At 71.3% G+C, this 11,566-nt stretch carries 10 protein-coding genes; 7 read left to right on the top strand and 3 right to left on the bottom strand.

The window, feature by feature from the left end; translation table 11 throughout:
• Positions 1 to 215: 215 nt before the first annotated feature.
• Positions 216 to 1,757: an AMP-binding protein gene (locus ABZ896_RS49770; RefSeq protein WP_360945134.1), complete on the top strand. Its 1,542-nt coding sequence runs from the start codon at positions 216 to 218 to the stop codon at positions 1,755 to 1,757.
• Positions 1,758 to 1,762: 5 nt separating this feature from the next.
• Here the strand turns inward: ABZ896_RS49770 and ABZ896_RS49765 are convergent, their stop codons facing one another.
• A complete protein-coding gene (locus tag ABZ896_RS49765; RefSeq protein WP_360945131.1) occupies positions 1,763 to 4,048 on the bottom strand; it encodes an FdhF/YdeP family oxidoreductase in 2,286 nt (761 codons plus the stop codon).
• A 172-nt stretch (positions 4,049 to 4,220) separates the two neighbouring features.
• Here ABZ896_RS49765 and ABZ896_RS49760 point away from each other — a divergent pair, with 172 nt between their 5' ends.
• The 6 genes from ABZ896_RS49760 (at position 4,221) to ABZ896_RS49735 (ending at position 9,813) form a co-directional block, all read left to right on the top strand.
• Entirely contained in the window at positions 4,221 to 5,135 is a 915-nt protein-coding gene (locus tag ABZ896_RS49760) for a LysR family transcriptional regulator (RefSeq protein ID WP_360945128.1), read from the top strand.
• Between the two features lie 23 nt (positions 5,136 to 5,158).
• Positions 5,159 to 5,587 carry a VOC family protein gene (locus ABZ896_RS49755; protein ID WP_360945125.1) on the top strand — a complete coding sequence of 143 codons (429 nt, stop codon included), beginning with the start codon at positions 5,159 to 5,161 and terminating at the stop codon, positions 5,585 to 5,587.
• A gap of 300 nt (positions 5,588 to 5,887) precedes the next feature.
• Complete coding sequence (locus ABZ896_RS49750) at positions 5,888 to 7,357, top strand: cytosine permease (protein WP_360945122.1); 1,470 nt, start codon at positions 5,888 to 5,890, stop codon at positions 7,355 to 7,357.
• The gene (locus ABZ896_RS49745) at positions 7,354 to 7,917 is read left to right on the top strand and encodes a cysteine hydrolase (RefSeq protein WP_360945118.1); all 564 of its coding nucleotides are present in this window, start codon (positions 7,354 to 7,356) and stop codon (positions 7,915 to 7,917) included. The genes ABZ896_RS49750 and ABZ896_RS49745 overlap by 4 nt, the downstream gene beginning before the upstream one ends.
• Positions 7,918 to 8,017: 100 nt before the next feature.
• The gene (locus tag ABZ896_RS49740) at positions 8,018 to 9,259 is read left to right on the top strand and encodes an acyl-CoA dehydrogenase family protein (protein WP_360945115.1); all 1,242 of its coding nucleotides are present in this window, start codon (positions 8,018 to 8,020) and stop codon (positions 9,257 to 9,259) included.
• 158 nt (positions 9,260 to 9,417) lie between these two features.
• On the top strand, positions 9,418 to 9,813 hold the full coding sequence (locus tag ABZ896_RS49735) for an SseB family protein (protein ID WP_360945112.1): 396 nt from the start codon (positions 9,418 to 9,420) through the stop codon (positions 9,811 to 9,813).
• A 248-nt stretch (positions 9,814 to 10,061) separates the two neighbouring features.
• Here ABZ896_RS49735 and ABZ896_RS49730 read toward each other — a convergent pair whose 3' ends face one another.
• Together ABZ896_RS49730 and ABZ896_RS49725 are read right to left on the bottom strand one after the other, a co-directional pair.
• The gene (locus ABZ896_RS49730) at positions 10,062 to 11,111 is read right to left on the bottom strand and encodes an AraC family transcriptional regulator (RefSeq protein ID WP_360945109.1); all 1,050 of its coding nucleotides are present in this window, start codon (positions 11,109 to 11,111) and stop codon (positions 10,062 to 10,064) included.
• A gap of 10 nt (positions 11,112 to 11,121) precedes the next feature.
• Positions 11,122 to 11,566, bottom strand: a 445-nt coding sequence (locus tag ABZ896_RS49725) for an FAD-linked oxidase C-terminal domain-containing protein (protein WP_360945106.1), incomplete at its 5' end; no start/stop codon positions are given.

The raw sequence follows: 11,566 nt of genomic DNA, 5'->3' as shown, positions 1-11,566 counted from the left end.
TGTTTGGCGCCGGGGGGGGGGGCCCCCCCCCCCCCCCCCCCGCCGCGCTCCGTGCGCCTGCGGACGCGCTGTTCGCGCCGCCTGCCGTGCTGTTCGCGCCACCCGCTGTGCTCTTCGCGACCGGCCGGCGCGGGACGGCGAGGTGAGGGGGACGGCGGCCTCCACTACGGTCTGGAGAGGACGAGACCCGCGGGCCTGGGAGGTCGGAGAGACCGATGCGCGTTCCGATGACGATTGCCGACTTTCTCGACCGGGCGGAGCTGGGCTTCGCCGACAGCCCCGGTGTGATCGACGAACCGGACCAACCCGCGGCGCCGGTGGCGACATCGACGTACGGACGGCTGGCCGAGCGGGTGCGGGCCTGGCAGGCCGGGCTGGACGCGCTGGGCGTGGGGGAGGGCGAGCGGGTGGCCGTCGTCAGCCACAACTCGGCCCGGCTACTGGAGCTGCTCTTCGCCGTGCCGATGAGCGGGCGGATCTGCGTGCCGGTCAACTTCCGGCTGAAGGCGGAGGAGATCGAGTACGTCGTCCGGCAGAGCGGCGCTTCCGTGCTGCTCTTCGATCCCGAACTGCGGGACACCGTCGCCGACGTGAAGGTCGCCCACCGGTTCGTGCTGGGCGAGCAGACGGAGAGCGAGCTGATGCGGTTCGGGGCGGAACCGCGCCCCTGGTCGGACCCGGACGAGGACGCCACCGCGACGATCAACTACACCTCCGGAACGACCTCCCGCCCCAAGGGAGTCGAACTCACCCACCGCAACATCTGGGTGAACGCCCTCACCTTCGGCCTGCACACCCGCGCCTGGGAAGGGGACGTCTACCTCCACACCCTGCCGATGTTCCACTGCAACGGCTGGGGAATGCCCTTCGCCATGGCCGGACTCGGGGCCAAGCAGGTGGTGCTGCGCAAGGTCGACGGCGCCGAGATCCTGCGCCGCGTCGACGAACACGGCGTGACGCTGATGTGCGGGGCACCGGCGGTGTGGAACGCGGTCCTGGACGCGGCCGTGTCCTGGGAAGGGCCCGTGCCCGGCCGGGACCGCGTGCGGATCGTGTGCGCGGGGGCGCCGCCGCCGAGCCGGATGATCCAGCGGGTCGGGGAGGAACTGGGCTGGGAGTTCACCCAGATCTACGGCCTCACGGAGACCTCGCCGCTCCTCACGTTCAACCGCGCGCGGCCCGAGGACGCGGACCTGCCGCCCGAGGAACGGGCGCGGAAGCTCTCCCGGGCCGGACTGCCCGCCCTCGGCGTGAAGCTCGAAGTCGCCGACTCCGGCGAGGTGTTGGCCCGCTCGAACGTGGTCCTCAAGAGCTACTGGGAGAAGCCCGAAGAGACGGAAGCAGCGCTGGAGGACGGCTGGTTCCACACCGGCGACGGCGGCAGCGTCGATCCCGCGGACGGCCGTCTGACCATCTCGGACCGCAAGAAGGACGTCATCATCACCGGCGGCGAGAACGTCTCCTCGATCGAGGTCGAGGACGCGATCTTCAGCCACCCCGGGGTGGCCGAGGTCGCGGTGATCGGCGTACCGGACCCCAAGTGGGGCGAGACCATCAAGGCGTTGATCGTGCGGGCCGAGGGCGCGACCGTGAGCGAAGAGGAGATCATCGCGCACTGCAAGGAGCGGCTGGCCGGGTTCAAGGCCCCGACCAGCGTCGAGTTCCGCGAGGCGATCCCGCGGACGGCGACCGGGAAGATCCAGAAGTTCAAGCTGCGGGAGCCGTACTGGGCCGGTCGCAGCCGGGGCGTCAACTGACGTCGCTACGCGGCTGACCGCTCCAGGCGGACGATGACGCTCTTCGACGTAGGGGTGTTGCTGATGTCCGCCACGCTGTCGAGCGGCACCAGGACGTTGGTCTCCGGGTAGTACGCGGCCGCCGAGCCCCGGGGCGTCGGGTAGCCGACGACCCGGAAGGCGTCCGCGCGGCGCTCCGAGCCGTCGGACCAGACGCTGACCAGGTCGACCAGGGCGCCGTCCGCGAGCCCCTGGTCGGCGAGGTCGGCGGGGTTCACCAGGACGACACGGCGGCCGCCCTTGATGCCCCGGTAACGGTCGTCCATCGCGTAGGGGATGGTGTTCCACTGGTCGTGCGACCGCAGCGTCTGCAGGACCAGGTGGCCCTCGGGCGCCTGGAGCATCGTGAAGTCGTTGACACTGAAGACGGCCTTGCCGGTCGCGGTGCGGAAGACAAGGGAGTTGACCGGATTGGGAAGCCGGAAACCACCCGGTTGCCGGACCCGCTCGTTGAAGTCCTGGAAACCGTCGACCACTCGGGAGATCCGGTCGCGCACGAGGTCGTAGTCGGCCTCGAACTCCGCCCAGGGAATGGTCTGTTCGGCGCCCAGCACCTTGCGGGCGAGCCGCGTGATGATCGACACCTCGCTCAACAGGTGCTCGGACGCGGGGTGGAGACGGCCGCGAGTGGCGTGGACCTCGCTCATGGAGTCCTCGACCGTCATGAACTGCTCGCCGCTTGCCTGCACGTCACGGTCGCTGCGACCAAGTGTCGGCAGGATCAGCGCTGTACGTCCGCACACCGCGTGCGAGCGGTTGAGCTTGGTCGAAATGTGCGCGGTCAGACGGCAGTTGCGCAGCGCCTGCTCCGTGACGTCGCTGTCGGGAGTGGCCCGGACGAAGTTGCCCGCGACCCCGACGAAGACCTTGGCCCGGCCGTCGCGCATGGCCCGGATGGAGTCGACCGAGTCCAGACCGTGGGCGGTGGGCGGAGTGAACGCGAACTCCTCGCCCAGCCGGTCCATGAACCGCTGGGGCATGCGCTCCCAGATGCCCATCGTGCGGTCGCCCTGCACGTTGCTGTGCCCGCGCACCGGGCATACGCCCGCGCCCGGGCGGCCGATGTTGCCGCGCAGCAGAAGGAAGTTGACGACCTCGCGGATGGTGGGGACGCCGTGCTTGTGCTGGGTGAGTCCCATCGCCCAGCAGACGATGACGCTACGGCTGTTCAGGACCCGCTCGTGGACCTGCTCGATCTCGTCCCGGGTCAGGCCGGTGGCGTCCCGGACAGCGTCCCAGGACGTCTCGCGGATGTTCTCGACGAAGGCGTCGTACCCGCTGGTGTGGGCCTCGATGAACGCACGGTCCAGGACCGTGCCCGGCTCCTTGTCCTCGGCCTCCAGGAGCAGCAGGTTCAGCGCCTGGAACAGCGCGAGGTCGCCGCCGGGCCGGATCTGGAGGAACTGGTCGGCGATCTCCGTACCGCGGCCGACGATCCCGCGCGCCTTCTGCGGGTGCTTGAAGCGGAGCAACCCGGCTTCGGGGAGCGGGTTCACGGCGACGACATGGCCGCCGCGGCGCTTGGTCTCCTCCAGCGCGGACAGCATGCGCGGGTGGTTGGTGCCGGGGTTCTGGCCGACGACGAAGACGAGGTCGCAGTCGTAGAGGTCGTCGAGGCTGACGCTGCCCTTGCCGATGCCTAGGGTCTCGTTCAGGGCCGAACCGCTGGACTCGTGGCACATGTTGGAGCAGTCCGGCAGGTTGTTGGTGCCGAAGGCGCGGGCGAACAGCTGGAGCAGGAAGGCGGGTTCGTTGGCGAGCCGGCCCGAGGTGTAGAACAGCGCCTCGTCCGGGTCGTCCAGGGCACGCAGTTCACCGGCCAGCAGGTCGAGCGCCTCGTCCCAGCCGATCGGCTCGTAGTGGGTCGCGCCCTCGCGCAGCACCATCGGCTCGGTGAGCCGGCCCTGCTGATTCAGCCAGTAGTCGGAGCGGCGGCTCAGCTCGTCGACGGAGTGCTCGCGGAAGAACTCGGCGGTCACCCGACGGGAGGTGGCCTCGTCGCTGATGTGCTTGGCGCCGTTCTCGCAGTACTCGTTGCGGCTGCGGTGCCCCTTCGGCTCGGGCCAGGCGCAGCCCGGGCAGTCGAAGCCGCTCTTCTGGTTGATGTTGAGCAGGGTCAGCGCGGTGCGCCTGGGCGAGGTCTGGCCCAGGGCGTACTGGAGGGCGTGGACGACGGCGGGAGCGCCAGTGGCCCAGGTCTTGGGAGCCGATACCCTCAGCTCGCTCTCGTCCGGCTCGTCGAAGTCCCGCATCGAGCGTCACGCCCTTTCCACTTGTGTCCACGGACACTCTTCGCGCGTACGTCCGGGCAGGTCAAAGCGGAAGTTCCGATCGTGTGAGAGGCGGCGCCGATCAATGCTGCGTGCGCGTCGTGCCGGTCGGCGGGGCGTGACGAGGACCACCGGTACGGGGGATCATGGGAAGGTGCTGCTCCGCCAACTCGAGTACCTCGTCGCCCTCGGCCGCGCCCGCCACTTTGCCAAGGCGGCGCAGGCCTGCTTCGTCTCCCAGCCGACCCTGTCCGAGGGCATCCGCAAGCTGGAGGACGAACTCGGCATCCCGCTGGTCGTGCGGGGGCGCCGGTTCGAGGGGTTCACGCCGGAGGGGGAGCGGGTCGTGGTGTGGGCCCAGCGCATCCTCGCCGACCGGGACGCCATGCAGGGCGAGATCGAGGCGCTGCGGGCGGGGCTCACCGGGCGGCTGCGGATCGGGACCGTGCCGACGGCCGCCACGGCGGTCGCGCTGCTGACCCAGCCGTTCTGCGCGGCCAACCCGCTGGCGACCGTGCAGGTCTTCGCCGACCTGCAGTCCGTGGACATCGTGGAGCGGCTGCGGACGTACGAACTCGACGCGGCCGTGACGTACCACAGCACGGTCGTGGCCCACGACTTCAAGTTCGTCCCGCTCTACCAGGAGCGGTACGTCCTCCTGATCCGGCGCTCCGCCCCCGACACCGGGCCGGCCGAGATCTCCTGGGAGGAGGCGTCCCAGCACCCCCTCTGTCTGCTGCACCCCGGGATGCAGGGACGGCAGGTTCTCGAAGCGGCGTTCGAGGCGGTGGGCGCCGCGGTGACCCCGCGCGTCGAGACCGACTCGATCGCGTCCCTGTTCGCCCAGGTCAGAGCCGGTCACTGGGCGAGCGTGGTCCCGCACGCCTGGCTGCACGTCTTCGGCATCCCGGCGGGCATGCACGCCGTCCCCCTCGTCCGCCCCGTCCGCACGGAACCGATCGGCCTGGTCCTCCCGGCACGCGAGCCGGTCTCCATGATCGGACAGGCACTGATCGACGTGGTCGACCGGGCGGGGATCTCGGCGACGCTGGAGCGGCTCCCGGACTAGAAATCCCCTGGTAGGGTGCGCCGATGCCACCGGTCAAACAGTTCCAGGTCACCTTCGACTGCGCGGATCCCGAGCGAGTCGCACGCTTCTGGTGCGAGGTTTTGGGATACGTCGTACCGGACCCGCCGAAGGGGTTCGCCACGTGGGACGACTACCACCGCGCGCAGTCCCCGGAGGAGCGGGGATCGTGGTTCGCGTGCAACGATCCCTCGGGCGTGGGCCCGCGCCTGTACTTCCAGCGCGTCCCCGAGGGCAAGGTCGTCAAGAACCGGGTGCACCTGGACGTACGCGTCGGCACGGGCCTCGTCGGGGAGGAGCGCCTGGCCACACTGGAAGCCGAATGCGCCCGGCTGCTCCCCCTCGGCGCGGTACGCGTGGAACTCCTCTACGACGGCACTGACTCCTGCATCGTGATGCGGGACATCGAGGGCAACGAGTTCTGCATCGACTGATCGCGCTCCTGCTCGGCTGCCCGGAGGCCGGCGGCTCACCCCGACCACGGGCCGCTCCAGGTACCGCTGTGGTTCTCGTGGGACGGGCGCGGGATGTGCCTGCCGCCGCAGCGGAGGTGTTGAGCGAGAGCTTCGGGTGTGCTCCGCGCACCGAAGACGCTCCGTTCCTGTACAGACGCCCGGTCCCCAAGACCGTCCGCGCCTGGAATACGGCGTAGCGGCCTCGCCGCGTTGCGTGATTGACGGCCCACCACGTCCTGCCTACCGTCGCCCCAACACATCTCAACAGGCAGGTCGACCATGGCAGAGTCCCAGGACACCCCCGACAACAGATCCACCGCCCGGCAGCTCCAGGTGGAGACGCACGGGCTCGACGTGATCGGTGATGCCGAGCGCAAGGGCACGCCACGGACGTTGTTCTGGCCGTGGTTCGGGGCCAACGTCTCGGTGCTCGGGCTGAGTTACGGCGCCTTCGTGCTGGGCTTCGGGATCGGATTCCGGCAGGCGCTCGTCGCCGGGATCATCGGGATCGTGTTCTCGTTCCTGCTCTGCGGCTTCGTCGCCGTGGCCGGCAAACGCGGCTCCGCCCCCACGATGGTGCTCAGCCGCGCCGCCTACGGCGTGCGCGGCAACCGGCTGCCGTCCGTCGTCTCCTGGGTCCTCACCGTCGGCTGGGAGACCGTCCTGTGCGCCCTCGCCACCCTCGCCACCGCGACCGTCTTCGACCGGCTCGGCTGGGGCGGCGGCACCGGGACCCAGGTGATCGCGCTGATCGTGGTCGCCGGGCTCACCGTCGTCGGCGGGGTGATGGGCTTCGACGTGATCATGCGCTTGCAGACCCTGATCACCGTGGTGACGGGCGTCCTGACCGTCGTCTACGTCGCCCTCGTCGCCGACCACATCCACTGGAGCACCGTCAGCGCGATCCCGTCCGGTTCCGCCCAGGACTTCATCGGCGCCCTGGTCTTCATGATGACCGGCTTCGGCCTCGGCTGGGTCAACGCGGCCGCCGACTACTCCCGTTACCTGCCCCGCGGTTCCGCCGGCCGGGGCGTCGTCGGCTGGACCACCTTCGGCGCCTCCGTGGCCCCGCTGCTCCTCCTGGTCTTCGGCCTGCTGCTCGCCGGGTCCTCCGCCACCCTGAACAAGGCGGTCGCCGCCGACCCGATCGGCGCGCTCACCACGATCCTGCCCACCTGGTTCCTCGTCCCGTTCGCCGTGGTCGCGGTGCTCGGCCTGGTCGGCGGCGCGGTCCTCGACATCTACTCCTCCGGTCTCGCCCTGCTCTCGGCGGGCCTCAGGATCCCCCGCCCGCTGGCCGCGCTCGTCGACGGCGTCCTGATGATCGCCGGCTCGATCTACATCGTGTTCGTCGCCGACGACTTCCTCGGACAGTTCATGGGCTTCCTCACCACCCTCGGCGTCCCCATCGCCGCCTGGTGCGGCATCTTCCTCGCCGACCTCGCCCTGCGCCGCCGCGACTACGCCGAGGACGACCTCTACCGGCCCGCCGGCCGCTACGGCGACGTCCCGCCCACCCCGCTGCTGCTCACCCTCGCCGCCACCGCCCTCGGCTGGGGCCTGGTCACCAACGCGGCCGCGAGCTGGCTGGACTGGCAGGGCTATCTCCTCGGCCCGCTCGGCCTCGGCGGCAAGACCGGCTCCTGGGCGTACGCCAACCTCGGCGTCCTGGCCGCCCTCGCGGTCGGCTTCCTCGGCACCCTCGCCCTCGGCCGCGGCCGGGTCCGCGCCCAGGAGACCGCCGTATGACGACAGAGAACCGCCGTACGACGACCGGACGGCTCGTCGTCATCGACATGCAGCGCGTCTTCGCCGAGCCCGACAGCCCCTGGGCCGCGCCCCGTTACGCCGAGGCGGCGGCAGGCGTACGACGGCTGCTGCCGGCCTTCGGGGAACGGGTGACGTTCACCAGGTTCGTGGCCCCTGCCGAACCCGTCGGTGCCTGGCGGGCGTACTACGAGCAGTGGCCCTTCGCCCGCCAGCCGCCGGACGCCCCGCTCTGGCGGCTCACCGACGACTTCGCCGACCGCGCACCCCATGTCCTGGACGCCCCCACCCTCGGCAAGTGGACGCCCGAACTCGCCGCCCGGGTAGGCCAGGAGGGCCGCATGGTCCTGACCGGTGTGAGCACCGACTGCTGCGTCCTGTCCACCGCCCTCGCCGCCGCGGACGCGGGTGTCGAGACCCTCGTGGTGTCCGACGCCTGCGCCGGCGCGGACGACGACTCCCATGCCAGGGCGCTCCAGCTGATGGTCTCGTACGGCCCCCTGATCCGGGTCGTCACCGTGGATCAACTGCTGGCACCCTGAGCCCACTTGGCGATTTCCGGTCGGTACCGGACCGCGTGGGGCCGTGTTCAATCGCTCGTGTCGCTGCACGAACGGACGGCCCCACCCGTCAGGAGGCACCGTGATCGCCGTACCCGAACCCGGCCTCACCGAGAGCGAGTTGGTCGCCCGAGCCGTGGCCCTCAGGCCCGCGCGGCTCGAACGGCAGGCGGAGACCGAGCGGCTCACCCACTACCCCGAGGACACCCACGACGACTTCCTGCGGGCCGGGTTCTACCGGATCCTCCAGCCGAAGCGGTACGGCGGCCACGAGTTCGGCCTGCCCGTCTTCTACCGCGTGATCATGGAGATCTCCCGCGGCTGCCCCTCCACCGGCTGGGCCCTCTCCCTGACCGCCGCCCACGTCCTCCAGGTCGCCGCGGTCTTCGACGAGCGGGCACAGGACGAGATCTTCGGCCCCGACGGCGACTTCCGCGCCGCCTCCACGGTCGCGCCGGTCGGGATCGCACGGCCCGACGGCCCCGACCACGTCGTCCTGGACGGCACGTGGCCGTACTCCTCCGGCGCCCCTTACTCCACGCACTACCTCGGCCAGACGCTGCGCGCCCCCGCCGGACCCGGCGACCCGCCCGGACCGCCGGTGCTCTTCGTCGCCCCGCGCGCGGTGTGGACCGTCCTCGACGACTGGCACGGCGTCCTCGGCCTGCGCGGCACCGGCTCCAACAGCATCCACATGGAACAGGCCCGCGTCCCGACGTACCTCACCCGCGAGACGAGCCTGCTGGACCTGCCCGTGGAGGGCGGCAGCGTCGGCTCCGAGCTGCACGGCAACCCGATGTACGCGGGGCGCGCGCCCAGCGTCTACCACGGCGAGCTGGCCGCCATCATGATCGGCACCGCGTACGCCGCCGCCGACGAGTACGCCCGGATCGTCGCCGCCCGCCCGCTGCTCCTGGAACCCGACCGCACCCGGGCCGACCTGCACGACTTCCAGCGGCACCTCGGCGAGGCGCTCGGCGCGCTCCACACCGCCGAGGCGGCCATGCGGCGGACCGCCGAGGACTGGATGGAGACCTGCCACCGCAACGCGAGCGGCACGGCGCCCTTCACCGTGGCGGAGGACAACCGGCTCGCCCTGATGTTCCTGAACGCCGGCCGGATGGCCTGGGAGGCGTTCCAGGGGATCCTCTTCCGCACCGCCGGCTCCCGGCACGCGCGCGACGGCGAACGCATGCAGCGCTACTTCCGGGACGCGGCCACGTACTGGACCCATGTGGGGCCCGGGATGCAGGAGCCGCTGGAGCGCCGGGTGGGGTGTGACCGGCTGGGCCTGCCCTCGGAGCACATCCCGCTCATCCCCTGAGCACGCGTTCATCCCCTGAGCGCCCCTGGGGCGCGGAGGCAAATTCTCGGCGGCCGGACGAATGCCCGCGGCCCGCTCGGGTACGCGCCCAGCACCGCGCCCACGGGTGATCAAGCCCGGGGGCCACTCGTACGACCGCCGCTACCAGGGGATCTGCCATGGACACACCCGCCAACGACCACACCGCCACCCCGGCCCAGCGGGCGCTGGACGCGCTGGCGCGGAACACCGAGGACGGAGCGGCGCTGGACACGCTCGCCACCAGCGACGTGCTGGTCCCGGTGCCGGACGACGCCGCCGACGAGGACACGGCCGTGGCGCTGCCCGTGCTGGAGCAGCAGAACGGCGCGCCCGTCGTGCCCGTGTTCACCTCGGAGCTGGAGATGGCCGAGCTGCTGCCGTTCGTCTCCCGCTACCGCCTCGTCCCGCTGGGCGCGCTCGCCGCCCAGTGGCCGGACGGCGATCTGTCGCTGAGCATCGACGGCAGCTCGACGCATCCGCTGACGCTGACGTCGGAGGGCGTACGCACCTTGCTGGCCCGGCCTCAGGGCTGAACCGGTGCCGCAACCGGGCCCGGCCACCTGCGACGGAGGGGAGCAGCCGGGCCCGCGAAGGAGTGCGGGTCCGGTCCCGCCACCGCACTCCGGTTCACGCACGCGAGAGAGGATGAGCGGCGCCGACACTGCTCAACTCGGGCGCTTGCGATCGCCGTGATCCGACCATATGACCGTCCGGTGGCTCCGTCGCTCCGCATTGCGCGGCGCTTGTCCGCAAAACGCGGCGGATCGGCGGGCGGAACGGCTCACGGGGCGCGCAACGTCTGCGACGGTGACTCGCCGAACCGCTCCCGGTAACGCCGGGCGAACCGGCCCAGATGGACGAACCCCCACTGATGGGCCACGGCCGCCACGGTCGTCGTTCCCGGTGCCGTCACCCGCAGTTGTCCGTGGACGCGTTGCAGGCGCACCTCGTTGACGTACGCCATCGGCGACATGCCGACGTGTCTGCGGAACGCCTCCTGGAGGGTGCGCAGACTGACCTGCGCGATCGCCGCGAGCCGGCCCGCGTCGTACGGCTCGGCGGGCAGCTCCTGCACGGCGTCCATGACCCGCTTGACCGACGTCGGCCGCATCGCCGGTACGGGCGCCGCCAGCGCGTCCCGGTAGGTGTGGTCCGTGGCCAGCAACATCCCTTCCAGCAGGGTCTGTTCGAGACGGCCGCGGATCATCGGGTGTCCCAGCAGGCCGTGGGGGACGTCCTTGTCGAGCAGGGTCCACAGGGCCAGCCGGACCCAGCTGAGGCCGGGGCCGCGGGAGACATCCATGTACGGCTCGAACAGCGGGAAGCGACGCACCGTTCTGCCCAGAAGCACCTCCAACTGCCACAGCAGGGAGGCTTTGTCGACCTTGACGGTGAGTGCCTGGCAGTCGGCCGACCAGGTGTCGATGCGGATGTCCCGCCCGGGGTCGAACACCAGGGCGCTTCGCGTGGTGGCGAACTCCACGCTGCCGCCGCCCTGTTGCACGCTGAAACTGCCCTGGAAGGGGACGGCCACGTGCAGGACCCCCGGCTCGCCGAAGCTCATCCGCATCTCGGTGCCGAAGAAGATGTCGCCCACGGTGAGCGAGCCGAGGTCCACGACGCTCAGAGCGGTGGCGAAGTCCGCGGCGGCGCCGGCCACTTCGAGCCGCAGGTCGTAGTAGTGGGCCGCGATCGCGTCGTGGGCCTCCTCCACGGAGCGTGTCGTGTAGCTGCTGAACTCGGCGGGGTGAGCCCGTTCCACGGCCATGACGATCCGGCCCCTCTCCTGTCCGGCGCTCTGTTCAGCATGGCCCCGCGGACCGTCGCTCATGCCGTGGAGTTCACAGCGCCTTGCCGGGATTGAGGATGCCCCGCGGGTCGAACACCTCCTTGAGGCGCCGCTGCAACGCGTGTGCCTCGGGCCCGAGTTCCTCCGCCACCCACTGCCGCTTCAGTACGCCGACCCCGTGCTCGCCGGTGAGCGTCCCGCCGAGCCGGAGCGCCAGGGCGAAGATCTCTCCGGCCGCCTCCCACGCGGCGTCCGGCAGCCGGTCCAGGGCGGGGTCCACCACGATGATCGGGTGCAGGTTGCCGTCCGCCGCGTGGGCGATGGTGAACACCGGGACGTCGTGCCGGGCCGAGATCGCCCGGATCTCCCGCGCCGCCTCGGCGAGCCGGGACCGCGGCACCGCGATGTCCTCGATCAGCGGCCGCCCCAGCCGCTCCAGCGCGGGCAGCGCCAGCCGCCGGGCGGCCAGCAGCGCCTCGGCCTCGGCGGGGTCCTCC

Origin of the sequence: Streptomyces sp. NPDC047072 (assembly GCF_040643855.1) — a bacterium.
Classification (GTDB): domain Bacteria; phylum Actinomycetota; class Actinomycetes; order Streptomycetales; family Streptomycetaceae; genus Streptomyces.
The sequence above is the reverse complement of the archived record's forward strand: the minus strand, read 5'-3'. Positions and strand labels throughout refer to the sequence as shown.